Consider the following 19,309-nt stretch of genomic DNA (forward strand, 5'->3'; position numbering starts at 1 on the left):
GTGTCGGCAGGGCGGCTTGCAGCGATATACCGCCATCCGGTGAAGGGCTTCACACCCGAGGCTGTGAATGCCGTTACCCTGACCGAGGGCGAAGGCTTCCCCGCAGATCGCGTCTACGCGATTGAGAATGGCCCGTCAGGGTTTGATCCGGACGCGCCTGCACATGTCAGCAAGATGAAGTTTACAGTGCTGGCGCGCAGCGCGGTGGTCGCAAAGCTTCAAACCCGCTTTGATGAGGCGAGCGGCCAGTTTCATATCACCGATGAGGTGGGCGAGACCCGCGCGTTCTGTCTAGGTGACGCAGCCGGGCGCGAGGGGCTGGCAGATTATCTGGCGTCTTCATTCGGTGAGGCCTTTCCGGGACCGTTAAAGGTTCTTGAGGCGCCGGGCGCGTTCCGGTTTTCAGATCATCATCTCGGCCATGTCTCGCTGCTGAACCTTGCTAGCGTTGATGCTGTGTCGCAGGCATTTGGTCGCGAGGTCGAAGCCTCCCGTTTTCGTATGAACCTCATCTTCGATGGGCTGTCTGCCTGGGAAGAAGACGAATGGGCTGAGGGCGATATTCTGAAACTTGGCGAAGCAGAGCTGCGCGTCTTCAAGCCGACTGTTCGCTGCAAAGCGACACATGCCAGCCCGGACGGGCAGGGCTATGATCTTGATACCGTGCCGCTGCTGCACAAGCATTTCGGGCGCAACACGCTCGGGCTATATGCGCATGTCGCTAAAACCGGCATTGTGCGAGTTGGTGACCAGCTGGAGCGGGCGTGAGCACTGGACTGACGTATCGGGGGCTTCTTCAGAGGGGCGCATCACAGCTCGATGCGGCTGGTATTGAGGGTGCCCGTGACGACGCAAAGTTTCTGCTGTTTGAGGCGGCGGGAATCTCCTCATCTGATTTCATTATGCGTGAGCAGGACGCTGTCGATGATACGCTGGTTGCCCTGTTCGATAAGATGATTGAGCGCCGTAAGAACCACGAACCGGTCTCGCTCATCATCGGGCATATCGACTTCATGGGGCTGAGCTTTCTCACCGACGAGCGCGCACTGGCGCCGCGGTCGGACAGTGAAAGGCTGGTGGAAGCGGCGCTGTCTCTGACCGAGGGCGTAGAGCAGGGAAGCGTAGTCGATCTTGGCACGGGCACTGGCTGCCTTCTACAGAGTTTTTTGTACTATCGCCCCCACTGGACGGGAACAGCTGTCGATCTGAGCCCTGATGCGCTGAGTCTGGCGCGCGAGAATGCTGTTCGTGTGGGTGTTCGGGAGCGGGTGGCTTTGCTTGAGGGCAGCTGGGAGGTTGGGCGCGAAGCGATCTCGCAGGCCGATATAGTTATGTCTAATCCGCCCTATATCGTCTCTGATGTTATAAAAACGCTCGATCCTGAAGTGCTGAATCATGACCCGCATCTGGCGCTTGATGGTGGCGAAGATGGCCTTGATGCCTATCGTGCGATCACAAGCCTTTGTGATGACAGTTTGAAAGCGGGGGCATGGCTTGCCTTCGAAATTGGTTATGATCAGGGAAAAGCCGTTGAGAAACTGCTGGATGGGCATGGTTTTGCGGAGTTGACCATTCTGAAAGACTTTTCAGGGCATGATCGTGTGGTACTCGGAAGAAAACAGTGAAAAAAGGGCTTGGCGGAATCGAAGATTGACGCTAGGCAGAAGTACGCGAACCAGTTGACTGGTTTAAGTCGGGGCTCCCCTTCAGATTCGTTGAAACTGATGCACTGAACGAAGGGCTGTCATTTCTAGTAGTTAGCTACTGGCTATCAGCAGACGCAGGATGGATATATGAAACGCCGAAGTGGGCGTGGGCGTAAGCCAAGCAATCCGGCCAATCGTTCATATGAGAGCAATGGACCGGACGTAAAAATTCGTGGTAACGCCAACCAGATTTACGACAAATATCTCCAGTATGCCCGGGATGCTCAAACCTCTGGCGATCGAATTAATGCGGAAGCTTACTTCCAGCACGCGGAACACTATTTCCGCATTATGATGGCGAACCAGCCGAAAGAACGTCCTCCGCAGGACGATCAGGATGGAGACGATCAGGACAATGAAGCGAGCGCTGACGACCAGTCTGGCGAAACTTCAGAGCGTCAGGATCGTAGTCAGGGCCGCAACCGCCGCAATAACCGCAACGACCGTAATCGTGACCGCGACAATAACAATGTCGACGAGATGAAGGTTGTTGATGGCGATAGCGATGACGATCAGGCCGAAGAAGTGTCTTCTGACTCAGAGTCTGATGAAGGTGAGCGCAAGGAAACGCGTCGCCGCCGTCCAGCGCGCCGCCGTCGCAATGACGATGAAGCGAGCAACGCTAAAGCATCGGATGACAATAATTCTGATGATGATGCCGGCCTTCGCGCGATGATGGCGCGTACGCCTGCCAGCGATCTCGACACGGACAGTGTCGAAGCTGTCGACAGCTAATAAGCCAATTAAGAAAGGCGGTCCTAAGCGGCCGCCTTTTCTGTATCTTCCTCGCTGATCAGGCCGCGTTCTGACGCTTCCTTGATAAAGAGTTCTGAGAACTCGCTGAGGAATACCGATCCCTTCACCGTGCGCTGGATCAGAACATTGCGTAGGTCGGATGGGTCTTTCTTCCGTTTGACAAGATCCAGAGCTGACAGAGCGTCGATCGCGCGTGTGACGGCTGGCTTTGTGATGTTCAGTGTGCGGGCGAGGCCGCGTACTGTGTGAGGTTGTGGCTTCAGATATACCTGCATCAGGATCGCCTGCTGGCGGAGTGTCAGGTCGGGCCAGTCGCCGCTGACCACCTGAGAGGTGACATCACACCAGATTTCGAGTGCATTTTGCGTGCTTATGCGGGCCATTGGGGTGGTCCTTTATTCGTGAGTGAAGAAAGACTCGACGTATTCGCAGAATCAGGCAAGCCACCGGATTAACGATTCGTTAATGGCCTGTGGAAATCTCTGACGCAGAAGCGCAGAAGGCCCGTGATTGCTGGCGAATTATTTTTCAGCCTTTTCTCTCTTTTTTTCATCAATAACGCGAAAATGATGAATAAAAGCGTACAGGATATTAACCAGTGTATTTGTATGGGTATTTCCAGATTTTGGTGTTGGAGACCTGTAATGACCATTATGAACTGGGATGCGAGCCTGGATGTTGGTGTCGATCAGATGAACCGCGAACATCAGGGGCTGCTGGACCTTATGAATCGTCTGCACGATGCGCGTGACGCCGGAAAAACCGGTAAGGAAGTCCTCGATATTCTCGATGCGCTTGGCGCAGCAACGGTTCAGCATTTCCAGGATGAAGAAGACTTTATGGAGCGCTCCGGCTATCCGAAGTTCAAAACGCATAAACTCATCCATGAAGACCTTCTGAAGAAGTTCACTGGTTACGCCGAAGCGGCACATGCTAGCCATGGCAAGCTGGAAGACGGGTTCTTCTTCTTCCTGAAGCACTGGCTGACCGCACATATCAAAGGCATTGATATGCAGTACGGCCCGAACGCGCAAAAACTGGCAAGTTAGTCGCCTGAACTTACTGGCTGGCCCATAGGATACGGGCCATCCAGCGGATCGAAGAGCGTGCTTCCTTGCGAACCGGATAGGCGGGGTTGGCAGAGATCAGCTCAACCGTGTCTTCTGTCGTGCGGCCAAGCGTTTTAGCCAGAATTTCACCCTGAACGGTTTTGGCGACGACGCGGTCGCCGCGGCGTACCTGCGCGCCCGGTGCTACGATAACGCGGTCGCCTTCGCGGAAGATAGGCTCCATAGAGTCGCCTGTGATCTCGAGCGCGTAGACAGCTTCATCTGTCAGACCCGGAAAGCGGATCGCTTCCCAGCCTTGCCCGACGGGAAACCCTGAATCGTCGAAATAGCCGTCATTGCCCGCCTGCGCGAGGCCGATGAGCGGGACAGAACGCCCCGGGCGGCCTTCAACCAGATCAGCAAATTCTTCAAAGGTGGAGCCGACAGCCTCAAGTGCGCGTGAGACGCTCTCGGTTGAGGGCCAGCGCGCTTTGCCATCGCGTGAAACGCGCTTGGATTTGTTGAATGATGTCGGGTCGAGACCGGCAGCGCGGGCAAGGCCTGAGGCTGAAAGGCCATGACGCTCGGCAAGAAGATCGAGGCCCTTCCACATATCGGAATGTCGCATGCCCACCTCCTATGGGTATGTTTTCCGATATTTATCACATGGTGTAGGAATGTCTACCTATTTTGGCGTGTGCTCTATGCTAGGCCTTCCGAACTTCCGAATGGCTTTTGAGGACCCCTGAATCGTCGGTTTCAATTCGATAGGCAGGGCAGTCTTCGCTGGCGTCGCGGGTGACCTTTTCGCCTTTGATCTTCAGCGTTCGTTTTTGAGTGTAAACCTTTTGCACTTCACCGGAGGCCGTGCCGTTTCCCCAATCCCATTTCACTCTGTCGCCGACTGAATAACTGTTCTTCGTGGTCATATCTCTTCCTTTCGTTGAAAAGGAAACAAGCGGCTCGCGACCATGGTTCCCTAGAGCTTCCGGACGCGCTAACTAGGCGCGTGAAAAAAAAAAGGCGATTCATGCGGAAGGGCGCTCCATGTCGATCTATAAATTGGGTCAGTCGGTTCTGACGAAATTCGAACCGGAAACCGCCCACCGTATGACGATCAAAGCGCTCAAAGCCGGCTTCGGGCCGAAGGGCGCGCCTCAGCTTGATCCATTGCTCAAAACGGTGCTTCCTAAATCCGGTCTGGAACTGAATTCGCCGCTCGGTCTTGCCGCCGGTTTTGACAAGAATGCTGAAGTGCCGAGCGCTATGTCTGGCTTTGGGTTCGGCTTTGTCGAATGCGGAACCGTGACGCCGCAGCCTCAACCCGGCAATCCGCGTCCACGCCTTTTCCGCCTGACCGAAGACCGCGCGGTGATCAACCGTATGGGTTTTAACAATGACGGGCTGGATGTCTTCGTTGCTAATTTGAAAAAGTATCGCGGTCAGGCGAGGCTTGGTGCGAATGTTGGCGCGAACAAGGTCAGCGAAGACAAGATCGCAGATTACGAAACTGGTGTGAGAGCCGTCTGGGCGCATTGCGACTATGTGACGATCAACATTTCCTCGCCAAACACGCCAGGACTGCGCGGCCTTCAGGATAAGGCATCTCTGACAGATCTTCTGACCCGATGCGGTGAGGCCGCGTCTGCTGCGGAAGAAGCAGACAAGGTTTCACGCCCTGTCTTTCTGAAGCTTGCGCCAGACCTTGATGAAACCGCAATCGACGACATTGTCGGCGTAATCGATACGGCGGGCAGCTGGCTGTCCGGCTTGATTATTTCTAACACGACGCTGGAACGACCTGACACGCTTCAAAGTGTTCATAAGGGCGAGATGGGCGGACTGTCGGGTGCGCCACTCTTTGAATTATCGACCAAAATTCTGCGTGCCTTCGCAGACCGTCTTGAAGGGCGCTTTGACCTGATTGGTGCGGGCGGAATTAGCTCTGCTGAACAGGCTTACGAAAAATTAAGTGCCGGAGCGCACGCGGTTCAGGTTTATTCAGCTCTGGTTTATCTTGGTGTCGATATGGTGTCGGACATCAATCGGGGCTTGGTGGGATATCGCAGTTAATCTGCAGCGAAGGGCTAAATTTTGCCTTTTATGTCGTTTACCCCGATGATCACGGAACTCAGATCGAGGGGAACACATGCTCGGATCACTTTCAAAATCACTCGCGGCGCGCCTGACGTGCCAGACGGCTGCTGCAGCGCTTCTGGCTATGGGTATGGCAGGCGCTGCTTACGCTGAAACTGTTACAGGTACGCTGGCAGACGGCGACGCCACGACAGACGCAGGCGGATATTCCGACCGGTACGAATTCGAGGTGTCTAGCGCAGGTATGCTCTATGTCGATCTCGTTTCAGACGATTTCGACACTTACCTCACACTGGTCACACCATCCGGCGAACTGCTTGAGAATGATGACTACGGCATGAGCTTCAACTCACGCGTCATGTTCAACACAGAAGAGACCGGCACCTTTATTGCCATTGTCTCTTCCTACGATACGGACGGCGCGGGCGAGTACACGCTCGAATACAACACGATAGAGTTGAATGAGGGCGGCCCGGCGGCGACGATCGCGGCAGATGGCGAGACCATTTCCGGTGAACTCGCAATGGGTGACGGCTTCAACGAACACGGGTCTTTCTTCGATACATATGAAGTCGAGATTGAAGAAGGCGCTCATATTTTCTTCAGCGTCTCTTCTGACGAGTTCGACACGCTGATCGCGCTGATTTCTCCTTCGGGCGAAGAATACGTCAATGACGACTATGGCATGGGCGTGAATTCCGGCCTGATGATGCAGGCAGAAGAGAGCGGTTCATACGAATTCGTCGTCACCAGTTATGGCGAAGGTGCGACAGGCGCTTACGAACTCGACTATCAGGTCAGCGATGCACCATTCGGCGGCATGCCTGAAGTTCTGACCTATCTCACGGATGTGGTTGAAGGTGAACTGTCCGAGGATGACGGCATGATGCCAAACGGTAGTGTTGTCGATCTTTATGAAATTTCTCTGCAGCAGGGCACATCCATGATGGTGCGCCTCGACTCAGACGATTTCGACACGGTTCTCACCATTACGTCTCCATCCGGCGAAGAGATGTTCAACGATGACTTCGGTGACTCGCTGAATTCCGGCCTGATGATACTGGCGGAAGAGACAGGCATTTACACGATTGAAGTCGGTGCTTTCGGCATGGACGGCTTGGGCGCGTACACGATGGATTATCGCACAAGCGATGAGCCGTTTTCTGGCGCACCTGAAACGCTCGAGCCGGGTTCGGGCGAAATTTATGGTCGTCTTGAACTCGGTGACGGGGTTCACCTGTCCGGCGCGCTTCAGGATGTGTATCAGCTTGAAGTGGCTGAAGGTGAAACGCTGATCCTGCGTCTGAATTCCGAACAGTTCGATCCATTCCTGCGTGTCACCACGCCGCAAGGTTATGATATTGAGAATGACGATTTTGCCGGTGAACTGAATTCGGCGATTATGACGGTCGCTGAAACGGCGGGCACATACACAATCGTTGCCACCAGCTATGGCGCTGGCGAAGCAGGCGATTATGCGTTCAGCTATCAGGTGTCCGACGAGATCGAAGCCGGACCGGCAACATCTCTCTCTCGTGATGGTGGAGACGTTGAAGGCATGTTGACGCTTGGCGATGGCATCAATGAAGACGGGACGCTGTATGATCTCTATGAGATCGAGCTTGTCGAAGGTGAAACCTTCCAGCTGTTCCAGCGCTCCGATGCTTTTGATAGCTATCTGACGGTGGCGACACCTTCAGGCGAAGAGTTCGTCAATGACGATTTCGGTGGTGGCTTTGACTCACGCGTCGCATTTGAAGCGCCTGAAAGTGGTGTCTACACGGTTACCGCCTCAACATTCGGCTCTGGTGAAGCTGGAAGCTACACAATCAGCTACGCTGTAAGTGACGAGCCAATCGGTGGTCCGCCGGTGGAACTCAATGGTGATGAGGGCTCCCTCGAAGCTGAGCTTTCCATCACTGATGCGACCGGTGAAAACGGCTCCTACATGGATGAGTATACGCTGGATGTTCCGGCGGGTGCATTGCTGACTGTCGACATGAACTCCATCGATTTTGATACGTTCCTCATGGTTCGCGGCCCGGATGGTTCCGAGACGTTCAATGACGACTTTGAAGGCAGCCTGTCACATTCTCGCGTGGAACTGACAGCGTTCGCAGGCGGTGAGTACACCATCACAGCATCAGCTTACTCAGCAGGTGAGTATGGTGATTACGAACTGTCCTTCATGATCGATGAAGACAATCCGCGCGACTTCTTCACTGGCGAGCTGGCAGAAGGCGATGATCTGGCTGAAGAAGGCCAGTATCAGGACAGCTATGAGATCGACGCTGAAGTTGGTCAGGATCTGGTTGTTGATCTTCGCTCTGCCGAGTTCGACACCTATCTGACGGTGATCGCGCCGGATGGCGAGACGCTTGAGAATGACGACTATACTGGGCTTGGCCATTCACATGTAGAACAGCGCGTCCGCGTGCCGGGTACATATACCGTTCTGGTTCGTAGCTTCGGTGAGGGTGAAACCGGTTCGTACACGGTTGAATACAGCCAGGAAGAAGGCCCGGTAATGGGCGGGGAACTGGAAGCAGAAGCTGAAATCGGTTCTGGTGACTCCATCAATGGCGTGCTGGAAGAGGGCGATGCGCTGCACGAAGCGGGTGAGTTCCGCGACGTGTACTCATTCGAAGCCGGTGTTGGTGAAGAGGTCGCATTTGATCTGTTCTCGGCTGGATTCGACACGTATCTGATCGTTGTGTCACCGGATGGCGCGTGGACAGAAAATGATGATTATAACGGCTCGCTTGATCATTCTCACATTACGATGACAACAGATCAGGCCGGTGAGTACATGGTTATTGTTACCAGCTATGATCTGGAAGAAACAGGTGATTACCTCCTGTTCCGTCGCAGCTGATCTGACGTGAAATCATAAGCGGACTAAGCTGTTAGTCCTCAGCTTCATAAAGCCCGTCTGTATTTAGCAGGCGGGCTTTTTTTGGGCGATAGGGACATGATTTTTCGGCGGTTTCTATCGATTTTTTTAAAAATTACATTTCGTTCAGGTTAGGTTTATGTGACAATTCCTACTGTCAATACCTAGATCGCAGGTGTTTGGCTGGACGACACAGTGCTTGAAAGGGAAGGTCACTAGTCCGTTTTACAGCTGACCATCAGGGGTAAACGCAATACGAGGGGACGTTATGTTCAAGGGACCAAAACTTTCTACGCTGAAGCGCTCAACCAGCGCTGTTGCCGTCGCATCTGCTATCGCAATCGGGTTCTCCGGTTTGGCGATTGCGCAGGTCGCCAAGGGTGACACATTCACAGGCAATCTGGCTGCAGGGGATGAGCAGCTCCAGTCCGGTGAGTATCAGGACAGCTATACATTCACGGCGAATGCTGGAGATCAGATCACGGTTGATCTGACGTCTACGCAGTTCGACCCATACCTCATTCTGATCCCGCCGGTTGGCGACCAGATGGACAATGATGACTGGGAAGGATCGCTCTCTCATTCACGCATTGAGACAACAGCGTCCAGCAGCGGCACGTATGAAGTGCTCGTCACCAGCTTCGCGCCAGGTGAAACGGGCAGCTATATGCTCGAATATGATGCAGGCGCCGGTTACGGCGGTGGCTATGGTGGCGGTGCTGCGCAAGGCGCGACTGGCACACTCGCACCGGGCGACCAGACGCTTACCACCGGTGAGTACTCCGACCGCTACGAATTTACAGCCGGCCCGGGCGAGGCGGTGTCTATCGACCTGACGTCTAACGACTTCGACCCATATCTGATCGTGCAGACACCGGATGGCGAGCAGCTTGATAATGATGATTATCAGGGCAGCCTGTCGCGGTCCCACATTGATGCGACGGCCGCAAATGGCGGCACTTACATGGTGCAGGTGACAAGCTATTCACCAGGTGAAACAGGCGCATACTCGCTGTCCTTCAACGGCTCTGGTGGCGGTCAGCCCGGCTATGGCGGTGGTAGCAGCTCCGGCTCCACAGGCTCGCTTTCGTCCGCTGACGAACAGCTTCAGTCCGGTGAGTTCCTCGACCGATACACACTGAATGCGTCTGCTGGCGAGAACATCATTGTTGATCTCACATCTGACCAGTTTGACCCGTACATCATTCTCGTGACGCCAAACGGCGAGCAGATCGAGAATGATGACTGGGAAGGTTCTCTGTCTCATTCCCGCGTTGAAACGGTTGCGTCTCAGGGCGGTGCATATGAAGTCATCGTAACCAGCTTTGCGCCGGGAGAAACCGGCTCTTACGCGCTTTCTATGGAAAGCGGCGGTTCTGGAGGCTTCTCCGGTGGCGGATATGCTGGCAGCTTCTCCGGCATGTCTGAAACAGGCACGCTGGCGCGCGGCGACGAGACATTGGAAGGCGGCGAGTTCTTCGATGTCTATCCGTTCTCAGGCTCTGCTGGTCAGCGTTTGTCTATCGAAATGACGTCAACCGAGTTTGATACCTGGGTTGGTCTGGTTGGCCCTGAAGGCATTATCGACGCGAACGATGATGCGCCGAATATGGGCACAAATAGCCGCCTCGATATCTCTCTGCCAACGTCTGGTGAGTACTCTGTGATCGCGACATCTTTCGCAGCAGGTGAAACTGGCCGGTACAATCTGAACGTCAGTGCTGGCGGCGGATCTTCACGTCCTGTCACGAACTCTAACAATGCTTCGGAACTGTATGTCGGTGCGTCTGTGAACGGTCAGCTGACGACCAGCGACCGCCGCGGTCAGTACGGCGAATATGAAGATACATATTCCTTCCAGGCTCAGGCAGGCCAAAACGTCCGTGTCACAATGGAATCCGGACCAATCGATACCTATCTGCGCCTGACGGGTCCGGGCGGTGTATCGCTTGAAAACGATGACTATAACGGCTCGCTCGATCAGTCTGTCATCGAATTCCGTGCACCGTCTTCAGGTCGCTACACCGTAACGGCGACATCTTACGCTGAAGGTGAAACGGGCTCTTACACCCTGTCCGTAACGGATGGCACGGGTAACTCCCAGCTCATCCCGAACAATGGTGGTGGCTATGGCGGTGACAGCACGGAAATCTATGGCATCTTCGTAGGCATCTCAGATTATCCGAGCTTCTATAACGACCTGCCATATACCGCTCAGGACGCTGTACTGGCCCATGATGCGGTACGTGACTTTGGCGGCATGAACGCGAGCAATGCGATCCTGCTGACAGACGAAGAAGCGACCGAGGCGAACCTGCGTCAGGCCTTCCAGACTCTGTCTGCCCGTATGGATGACGATGACACATTCGTGTTCTTCTTCTCCGGCCACGGTAACCGCGTAGAAATTCGGGGCGCGGCCGAAACAGCCGACCTTGATGGTATGGATGAGACAATCGAGCTCTATGACAATCCGCTGACTGATACTCAGTTCGATGCGCTTCTCGACAGCATGCCGGTCGAACGTGCGTTGATCATTCTCGACAGCTGCTATTCAGGTGGTTTCGCAAAAGATGTGATCTCGTCTCCGGGCCGTATGGGCCTCTTCTCTTCGGAAGAAGATGTTGTGTCTCTCGTGGCGTCCAAGTTTGAAGCGGGCGGATATCTGGCTCACTTCTTCCGCGCTGCGCTGGAAACAGGTGAAGCGGATATCAACGGTGACAGTCAGCTCGACGCAATTGAGCTCAGCCAATATCTGCGCACAAGTTATCTGCTTGAGCATCAGAGCAAGCGTCAGCTGGAAAGCTTTGAATCGCTCGATGATATCGACGTGACTTACCAGCACCTCGTCGTCGACCGTTCAGGCGTTTCGCCTTACGAAGTCTTCTTCGAGCTTCGTTAGGCGTGAGCGACATGGATAGAAAAAGCCCGCTGAAGAGCGGGCTTTTTTGTGTTTGAGAACGGCGCTTGTGGACGGACGTGCAAGAGCACAGGCGAATAAAATTCTGAAATATCAGAGGTGATATGAGTTATTTTGGTTGTATTATTTGAAAAATAGTTGGCGGGCTGTGGGTAACTCTGGTTAAATCCTAACAATTCCTTAACGAGGGGTTGTCAGGGATATGGCTGATGGGTGGGGTAGTGACAATCTAATCGCCGGTCTTCGGACCGGCGATGCTGCCCATGAAGCCGACCTCTATGATGCCGCCCATCTGGAATGGCTTCGTTTTGGCGCAGAGAATGATCTCCTCGAAGCTTACCCTGAAGCAAGCTGTAAGAGAGGCGTGACAACAGCTCAGATGACTTTTGTGAAGCAGGTCGCCGCGGTTCTGGGCGTTGGTGTTCTGCTTGTCCCGATGAGCTTGTTTTCAGCAATAAGTGCTTTGGCCTTCTTCGTATTTTTTCTGTTGATCATCTACCGTTGTGTATTGCTTTGCGCTGGCTTTGGCTCTCGCACCACATCTCCGCTTACCGGTGATGGCGCAAAGCGCCGATTTATCTGGCCACGTTATAGCGTTCTGGTGCCCGTCTTCCGTGAACCAGAAGCCATTGGGCCTCTGATCGCGGCGCTGAAAGGGCTCGATTATCCGAAACGCCAACTGGAGATTCTGATCCTTCTGGAAGAGAGCGATACAGAAACGCTGGCAGCAATCGAGCAGTTGAAATTGCGGCCGTATTTCAAAGTGCTCATCGTGCCCGAGGGCGAGGTGCAGACGAAACCTCGCGCACTGAATTTCGGGCTCAAGCTTGCGACCGGTCAGATGATCGCCGTGTATGATGCCGAAGACGCTATGCATTCAACTCAGCTGAAAGATGCTGTGCGCGCCTTCCAATATGCGCGTGAGGAAGCAAGCAGTAAGCCACTTGCCTGCGTTCAGGCGCCGCTTATTCCGCACAATAGCGGGGAGAGCTGGATCGCTGCGCAGTTTACCCAGGAGTACCGCGTCCATTTCGGCCTGATCGTACGGGGCCTAAGTACACTTCGCCTGCCGGTCATGCTGGGCGGAACGAGCAATCATTTTGACCGCGCCGCGCTTGAGAAAGTGGGCGGCTGGGATCCTTATAATGTGACAGAAGATGCAGACCTTGGTTTGCGCTTTGCCGCTGCGGGGTATCGTGTGGGCCATATCTCTCCGCCAACATTTGAAGAGGCACCGATAGGCCTTCGCCAATGGATCGGTCAGCGCTCGCGTTGGGTGAAAGGCTTTATCCAGACAGCAGGTGTTTTCTTCCGTGCCTCACCGGCCTCGCGTATCAGAGTGATGGGGCTGAAGAATTACGTCTCAGCGGTATTGCTGTTATCTGGCTCAGTATTATCAGCAGTGTTTCACGGGCCGTTTGCGCTCTGGCTTGTTGCGCAGGCCGTGCTGCCGGGGCTCACGCCACCATCAGAAGCGATTATCCTCTGTCTGACAGGCTTCAGCGTGCATATCCTCTCTGTCGTCATGTCCGGCGCTCTCGCATCGGCTGGCGCAATCCGGGCGCTGATCACGGCTCCGTTCTACTGGCCACTTCAGACGGTTGCGGCGGGCAAAGCGATCTATGAGCTGATTGTCCGGCCATTCTATTGGGATAAAACTCAGCATGGTGTCAGCGTGAAAAGTCTTTCCCGCAAGCAGCTTCGCACCGTCAAGGTTTGAACCCGCCCCGATTGGCGCTATCTGATAGCTCAATGCTGCCAATTTTCTATCATGACAGATATGACGCTGAGACTGTGCCGGACGGGCACCGGTTTCCCATGCGCAAATACCGCGAGACGGGACGTCGCCTGAAGGAGATTGGCCTCGTCACGTCAACTAATCCGATCCGTCGGCCAAAGCCTGCAGACTTTGAGATGATCGCGCTCGCGCATGACCCGTCCTATGTGGATGCCGTCTTCCATCAGACGGTAGATTATAAAACCGCGCGTACCATCGGCTTTGAGATGACAGGGGCTGTCGCCATGCGCTCGCGTCTTTCCTGTATGGGCACATATCTTGCCGGTGAGGCCGCGCTTTACATAGGTATTGCCTGCAACGCGGCAGGTGGCAGCCACCATGCTAAATACACTCATGGCGCTGGTTTTTGTGTGTTTAATGATGTGGGCGTTGCTATCCGTGCGCTGCAGAAGACCGAACGCATCCGTAAGGCGCTCGTGATTGATTGCGATGTGCATCAGGGCGATGGCACGGCAGACATTTTCCAGAATGACGACAGCGTCTTCACCTTCTCGCTCCATTGCGAGGATAACTGGCCAGTGCGCAAGGTCGCTTCAACGCTGGATGTCGGGCTCGATCAGGGGCTAGGCGATGAAGGCTATCTGAGTGAGTTAGAGGCCGCACTGGAACGTGTGCTGGACGCGTCATCTCCGGACATTGTTTTCTACAATGCGGGTGTAGACCCGCATATCGATGACCGGCTGGGCAAGCTGAAGCTCAGTGATGAGGGCATTCGCGGGCGCGACCGGCTGGTTATCTCCCGCGTCCGCGAGCGTGGCTTGCCGCTCGTCTGTGTGATGGGCGGCGGGTACAGCCATGATGTGAGCCATCTGGCCCGGCTTCATGCTTTCGCATTCGAAGAAGCCGCCCGAGCATTGAAAGCTGAAGCCGATCAGCGGGTCTCGTCAGGATGATCGATTTTGTCCGACATGCCCGTATCGTCGCTTTCGCGCGGCGCCGGTGATGGCGTAAACTCGATCTCTGAATCCTCAATGTGAATTTCACCGCGGCGGCGAGGCAGGGCGTATGCGTGTTCCTGCTGTAGCCATGACACCATCTTCTCTCGGATTTCGCAGCGCAAATCCCAGGCGATAGGCGAGTTCTTCGCGCTCATCAGGCCACGCAGCGTGATGGTTTCCTGCGTCGTGTCGATGACCTGCAGCACTTGTACATCGCCGTCCCAAAGCTCGCTGTCTTCCAGAAACTCTTTCAGCTTGGCGCGGATCTCGCTGACAGGGGCTGTGTAATCCAGATGCCATGTCACGGACCCGATGATGGAGGAGCCTTCGCGGGTCCAGTTCTGGAACGGCTTTTCGACAACCTGCGTCAGCGGCACGACGAGACGTCGCCAGTCCCAGATTTTCACAACCACATAGGTGGAGGTGATTTCGTCAATCCAGCCCCATTCACCCTCCATAATGACGGCGTCGCCAATGCGGAGCGGCTGAGTGAGGGCGATCTGTATGCCCGCGATCAGGTTAGACAGAACAGGCCGCGCTGCAAAGCCGATCACAATGCCGGCGACACCGGCGGAGGCGAACAGTGAAATGCCGATAGAGCGCACAGATGGGAAGGTCATCAACATGGCGGCAACAGTGACCAGCAGGATCAGCATGGTCATCATTCGGCTTAGGAGGCGCATGCGCGTCGAGACCTTACGGGCTTCCAGATTGTCTTCGGCGTCCATGTCGTATTTCGACACGCGGTTTTCGGTGAACGCCGTGATGATGCGATTGAGCAGCCAGCCTGCAATGCCGATCAGAAGGATGGTCACAATCTGATTGACTAGCCCGCGCCAGCTATCGGGCATCTGAACCATCGGCAGGGCGAGCTCTGCTGCCAGCACGCACATTCCGAGAAGCGACACTGTTCGCGCGCGCCTGAGCGCTCGGGCAAACAGTTTGTCGCCGTCCTTGCCGACCGCGCGGGTTAAAAGGGCATAAATGATGGTGTGAATGACGACAGCAGCAGCGACGGCTCCGACGAGAATGGCAACGGCCATCATATTATTAACGGTGACGTCTGCGAAAACTTCCGCGACTGGCTCCATAGCGTCAGAGGTCGGAGAGTTAGCTGTCATTCTGTCATCCTTTGTCTGTCCGGAAACGCGAAAATGCCCGCATCCCAGCGAAGCTGGAAGAAGCAGGCTTGGCGTCTCTTTGATTGTCCCTAAATGTTAAAGCCTCAGCTCCGGAACTGTTCCGAAAACCGCGTTAGGCAGGCATGGCGATTTCAACTGATATGATTTTAAGCGTTATCGGCTTGCTGGTGATGGCTGGTTTCGCGGTTTTCTCTTCGTATCGCGCCAGTGCGCCGCGGGATGATATGCGTCCGAAACTGCTGCCATGGCGGCTTATAATGATTGTGAGCGCGTTTGTTGCGATCCTGTTCTTCGTGCACCTGATCAATATTCTGGGTTATGAGACAGGGCCCGGCAAAGGGCTGCTCGGCCGCTTTTAAGTCAGCATTACAGATGTTTCATCGGATTGTTTTGGAACATCAGCCCGACCGTCTCCGTTGACTTGCCATAGGTAGAAAACGGAGGAAAACTTATGAAATACCTCATTACATCCGCCGCATCGCTCGCTCTTCTGACAGGCACATCGTCTGCTCAGCTTGGCTCGGTCACATCTGACACGACGGGGCAGCTCGGCACGAGCGTGGGTGAAGGCATAGACCTTCAGACAACAGTAGACACGTCCGCTACATCTGTATTCGACGCTGATACGGTGCCGGTGGAAAGCACGCTGGCAACAAGCCTCGAAGGTTCGCTCGAGACATACGAACTTGAAAATGCCGGTGACCGGCTGGAAAACCAGCTTCGTGGCCGCGCCGAAATGATGCGCGAAGAGACGAACCAAGGTGTCGTTGAAGCCAGAAACGAAGGCTGGCAGGCCACGCGCATCAATACGAGGGTTGAGCCGGTCCCAACGCCGGTAACCGTCTACACACGTGACGGCGCAGAGGTTGGCACAGTCGATCGCATGGACAATGGCATGATCTATGTCCGTGGCAATGGTGAGGCTGATGCTGAAACCATGCAGGTTTCAGGTGACAGCGCCGCATTCCACGCTGACGCCAACGCTGTCGTACTCGATGCGAACGAAGCAGAATTCCGTGCAAACGTGGAAGCATCAGCCGGTTCACGATAGGCTTCGTTAGCCGCTGATAGAGAGAGCCCCGGACGCAAGTCCGGGGTTTTCTTTATGTGGCGTCAGGCCGTTTCCATGGCCCGGGGCTGCACAGGCAGAGCCTTTTGTTTTGAGATTGCGCGCGCTTCGCCAAGCTTCAGCTCACGGTTCAGATCCTTACAATAAGCGTTGAAGTCGATCTGTATGGTGTGACGCGGCGAGGCGTAGAAATGACCTCGGTGAAATTCATCGTCTTTCTTAGTGATCGCCTGCATCTCTTCGGGCGGTGGAAGGGCGTATTCGCCCGTCAGATAAGCTGCGATAAGCTTGGATTGTTGTTCGGCGAGATTGACGAGGGTCGGCAGAGGCTGTGCCAGCCCGACAAAGAACAGATTGTCGAACCCGTCTCGCACCATGCGCTTGAACAGGTCGAACTTATGGTTTTCATCGGGCTTCAGGAGATCGTCGGAGAAGAACGGGAAGCTGATTTTATATCCGGTCGCCCAGACGATGGCATCGATCTCTTCGCGTGTACCATCCTTGAAGACAACGCCATCGCCGTCCAGCCGGTCAATTGCTCCTTTCACATTGATATCACCGCAGCCAACGCGGGTCAGGAATTCGCCCGAGACAGACGGATGACCTTCAAGAGGTTCGTGGTCAGGCTTTGGAAGTCCGTAATCCTCCATATTGCCGATGGATTTCTTAATGGCGCCGCGGGCGAGTTTCCTGCCAAGGCCAGAGGGCAGCCATGCAGGCAAAACGGCTTTGTCCGCGGGTTTGCCGTTCATGTATTTTGGTAGCACCCAGATACCCCGGCGCAGCGAAATATAGAGTGTGTCGGCAATCGGGCGTTGGGACAGTTCAGAAGAGATATCCATAGCGGAGTTTCCGCCACCCACGACCATGACTTTCTTGCCGCGGAAATCATATGGTTCAAACGGGTCGCGGTAATGATGGCTATGGACCTGATAGCCATCAAACTCACCAGGATACTCATCCGGAATGCGTGGGTCCCAATGGTGTCCGTTGGCGACGATTAGCGCGTCATACACCCGCGTTTCGCCAGTTGAGAGGCGAACCTCCCAGAGACCGTCATCGCGTCGTGCAGCATGGTCGACACCTGTGTTGAAGGTGATCGTCTCGCGCACACCGAAATGATCGACATATTCATGGAAGTATTGAAGCAGCTGGGAATGGTGCGGAAAGTCCGGCCAGTCCTTCGGAACGGGAAAATCCTCGAACGCCAGACGCCATTTCGATGTGTCGATGTGCAGGCTTTCATAGCAGGACGACATACCGTTCGGATTGTTGAAATACCAGTTGCCGCCAATATTGTCCGAGACCTCAAAACAGTCATACGGGATGTTCGCATCCTTCAGACGTTTGGCGGTGGTGAAGCCGGACGGGCCTGCGCCGATAATGCAGACTTTCGGCAGGTGGGCTGGGCCGTTGAAACCCATCTTGTCTCTCCCTGTATTGTGCGGCGTCTCAAACGGGCCGCGCTTTTAAGTGGAGTGTATGGGGCTTTACGTTTGCGTCAACGCGTGACGCTACGGCATAATAGCTATGTTCAGGCAGGATATGCCGGAAAATATCGGATTTTTCAGTTTAGATCGAAAAACGTGCTTCTTTGCGCTGGGATAGGGGCGCACATTGGCTAGATTTACAGAATAAGACTGAGTAACCTTAAGCGGTTCACGATAGTTTACTATCTAAAGCCTTCAGGGCTGAACCCGATAATATACGTCACGAGGGAGAATAAAATGGCGGACGGAATGGACCCGACCCTTGACCAGTTCAGGGCCGAAACACGGGCCTGGCTGCAAGAGAACTGCCCGGCGAGCATGCGCACCCCGCAAGTAGAAGACGAAACCGTGTGGGGCGGCCGCAAAGAAAAATTCAAGAACCCGGACTCCAAGCTCTGGCTTGAGCGCATGGCCGCTAAAGGCTGGACCGCGCCAACATGGCCGAAAGCTTATGGCGGCGGTGGCCTTACCAAGGAAGAAAACCTTATCCTGCAGCAGGAACTCAAGCGCATCAAAGCGCGTCCTGCGCTGAACTCTTTCGGTCTCTGGATGCTTGGCCCTGTTCTTCTGGAATATGCCAATGAAGAGCAGAAGCAGAAATTCCTGCCGGATATCGTCAACGGCAAAATCCGCTGGTGTCAGGGCTATTCAGAGCCGGGCGCAGGTTCTGACCTCGCAGGCCTTCAGACCAAGTGTGAAGACAAGGGCGATCACTGGCTGGTGAATGGCCAGAAAGTCTGGACGTCTTATGCCGATCAGGCTGACTGGATTTTCTGTCTGGTTCGTACCGACACTTCCAAAAAGCATGAAGGCATTTCCTTCCTTCTGTTCGACATGGAAAGCGAAGGCGTCGAAGCGCGTCCAATCAAGCTAATCTCCGGTTCGTCTCCGTTCTGTGAAACCTTCTTCAACGACGTGAAGGTTCCGAAGGATCACCTCGTAGGTCGTCTGAATGGCGGCTGGGAGATTGCGAAACGCCTTCTCCAGTATGAGCGTTCAAACATCTCAGCGACTGGCTTTGGTGCTGACCGTGCTGGCACACCGCCGCTTCATGAGCGCGCGAAAGAGTATGTGGGCACAGATGCGAGCGGCAAACTGCTCGATCCGGACCTGCGCATGCGTCTTGCGGACCTCGCAATGGATGACAAAGCCTTCAAGCTGACGGTTGCCCGCATGGCAGAGCAATCTAAAGCTGGTGAGGAAGTCGGTCACACGGCGAGCATCGTGAAATATGCTGCGGCGAAGCTGAACCAGAAGAAGACAGAAATGACTGTCGAAACGCTTGGTTATCAGGGCCTTGGCTGGGAAGGCGAGGGCTTCACAGATCTGGAGCTAGCGTCCAACAAAGCGATGCTGCGTGCCAAAGCGAACTCGATTGAAGGCGGCACTTCAGAGGTGAACCTCAATGTGATCGCGAAGCGCGTTCTCGGACTGAAAGAGCATAAGGGGTGAAA

Annotated in this window: 17 protein-coding genes; 12 read left to right on the forward strand and 5 right to left on the reverse strand. The window is 54.7% G+C overall.

The genetic code is table 11. The features are described 5' to 3' along the window. From G523_RS0107570 to G523_RS18500, 3 genes are all read left to right on the forward strand, one after another. Complete coding sequence (locus tag G523_RS0107570) at positions 1-768, forward strand: MOSC domain-containing protein (protein ID WP_022694440.1); 768 nt, start codon at positions 1-3, stop codon at positions 766-768. Further along, a complete protein-coding gene (gene prmC, locus G523_RS0107575; protein WP_022694441.1) occupies positions 765-1,625 on the forward strand; it encodes a peptide chain release factor N(5)-glutamine methyltransferase in 861 nt (286 codons plus the stop codon). Before G523_RS0107570 ends, prmC begins: the two co-directional genes overlap by 4 nt. Positions 1,626-1,793: 168 nt before the next feature. Next, the gene (locus G523_RS18500; RefSeq protein WP_022694442.1) at positions 1,794-2,441 is read left to right on the forward strand and encodes a DUF4167 domain-containing protein; all 648 of its coding nucleotides are present in this window, start codon (positions 1,794-1,796) and stop codon (positions 2,439-2,441) included. 23 nt (positions 2,442-2,464) lie between these two features. On the opposite strand, the gene G523_RS0107585 is transcribed toward G523_RS18500, so the two are convergent. Next, the gene (locus G523_RS0107585) at positions 2,465-2,845 is read right to left on the reverse strand and encodes a MarR family winged helix-turn-helix transcriptional regulator (protein ID WP_022694443.1); all 381 of its coding nucleotides are present in this window, start codon (positions 2,843-2,845) and stop codon (positions 2,465-2,467) included. 261 nt (positions 2,846-3,106) lie between these two features. Between G523_RS0107585 and G523_RS0107590 the strand changes: the two genes are divergently transcribed. After that, entirely contained in the window at positions 3,107-3,511 is a 405-nt protein-coding gene (locus tag G523_RS0107590; RefSeq protein WP_027441544.1) for a bacteriohemerythrin, read from the forward strand. A 10-nt stretch (positions 3,512-3,521) separates the two neighbouring features. Here G523_RS0107590 and G523_RS0107595 read toward each other — a convergent pair whose 3' ends face one another. After that, positions 3,522-4,139: a S24 family peptidase gene (locus G523_RS0107595; RefSeq protein ID WP_022694445.1), complete on the reverse strand. Its 618-nt coding sequence runs from the start codon at positions 4,137-4,139 to the stop codon at positions 3,522-3,524. A 79-nt stretch (positions 4,140-4,218) separates the two neighbouring features. Next, positions 4,219-4,440, reverse strand: a complete 222-nt coding sequence (locus tag G523_RS0107600; RefSeq protein ID WP_022694446.1) for a hypervirulence associated TUDOR domain-containing protein — start codon at positions 4,438-4,440, stop codon at positions 4,219-4,221. Between the two features lie 118 nt (positions 4,441-4,558). Here G523_RS0107600 and G523_RS18505 point away from each other — a divergent pair, with 118 nt between their 5' ends. The 5 genes from G523_RS18505 to G523_RS18520 all read left to right on the forward strand — a co-directional run bounded on the left by G523_RS18505 (position 4,559) and on the right by G523_RS18520 (position 14,109). Next, positions 4,559-5,584 (forward strand): quinone-dependent dihydroorotate dehydrogenase, encoded by a 1,026-nt coding sequence (locus tag G523_RS18505; RefSeq protein ID WP_022694447.1) that lies wholly within the window; start codon positions 4,559-4,561, stop codon positions 5,582-5,584. 76 nt (positions 5,585-5,660) lie between these two features. Then, positions 5,661-8,483, forward strand: coding sequence for a PPC domain-containing protein (locus tag G523_RS0107610; RefSeq protein WP_022694448.1), 2,823 nt, complete (start codon positions 5,661-5,663; stop codon positions 8,481-8,483). A gap of 286 nt (positions 8,484-8,769) precedes the next feature. Beyond that, positions 8,770-11,400 (forward strand): pre-peptidase C-terminal domain-containing protein, encoded by a 2,631-nt coding sequence (locus G523_RS20215; protein WP_022694449.1) that lies wholly within the window; start codon positions 8,770-8,772, stop codon positions 11,398-11,400. A 220-nt stretch (positions 11,401-11,620) separates the two neighbouring features. After that, entirely contained in the window at positions 11,621-13,138 is a 1,518-nt protein-coding gene (locus G523_RS18515) for a glycosyltransferase family 2 protein (protein WP_022694450.1), read from the forward strand. Positions 13,139-13,170: 32 nt separating this feature from the next. Continuing rightward, positions 13,171-14,109: a histone deacetylase family protein gene (locus tag G523_RS18520; RefSeq protein ID WP_022694451.1), complete on the forward strand. Its 939-nt coding sequence runs from the start codon at positions 13,171-13,173 to the stop codon at positions 14,107-14,109. Here the strand turns inward: G523_RS18520 and G523_RS18525 are convergent. Further along, positions 14,088-15,275, reverse strand: coding sequence for a mechanosensitive ion channel family protein (locus tag G523_RS18525; RefSeq protein WP_022694452.1), 1,188 nt, complete (start codon positions 15,273-15,275; stop codon positions 14,088-14,090). The two genes, G523_RS18520 and G523_RS18525, sit on opposite strands and share 22 nt — an antisense overlap. 143 nt (positions 15,276-15,418) lie before the next feature. On the opposite strand from G523_RS18525, the gene G523_RS0107635 reads away from it, so the two are divergent. Continuing rightward, positions 15,419-15,655 (forward strand): hypothetical protein, encoded by a 237-nt coding sequence (locus tag G523_RS0107635; RefSeq protein ID WP_022694453.1) that lies wholly within the window; start codon positions 15,419-15,421, stop codon positions 15,653-15,655. Positions 15,656-15,747: 92 nt separating this feature from the next. Continuing rightward, entirely contained in the window at positions 15,748-16,347 is a 600-nt protein-coding gene (locus tag G523_RS0107640; protein WP_022694454.1) for a hypothetical protein, read from the forward strand. Between the two features lie 62 nt (positions 16,348-16,409). Here the strand turns inward: G523_RS0107640 and G523_RS0107645 are convergent, their stop codons facing one another. Further along, on the reverse strand, positions 16,410-17,789 hold the full coding sequence (locus tag G523_RS0107645; RefSeq protein WP_022694455.1) for a flavin-containing monooxygenase: 1,380 nt from the start codon (positions 17,787-17,789) through the stop codon (positions 16,410-16,412). A gap of 303 nt (positions 17,790-18,092) precedes the next feature. Here G523_RS0107645 and G523_RS0107650 point away from each other — a divergent pair, with 303 nt between their 5' ends. Further along, entirely contained in the window at positions 18,093-19,307 is a 1,215-nt protein-coding gene (locus G523_RS0107650; protein ID WP_022694456.1) for an acyl-CoA dehydrogenase family protein, read from the forward strand. The last annotated feature ends 2 nt before the right edge of the window (positions 19,308-19,309 follow it).

The sequence above is a fragment of the Ponticaulis koreensis DSM 19734 genome (genome assembly GCF_000420665.1).
GTDB classification, from domain to species: Bacteria; Pseudomonadota; Alphaproteobacteria; order Caulobacterales; family Hyphomonadaceae; genus Ponticaulis; species Ponticaulis koreensis.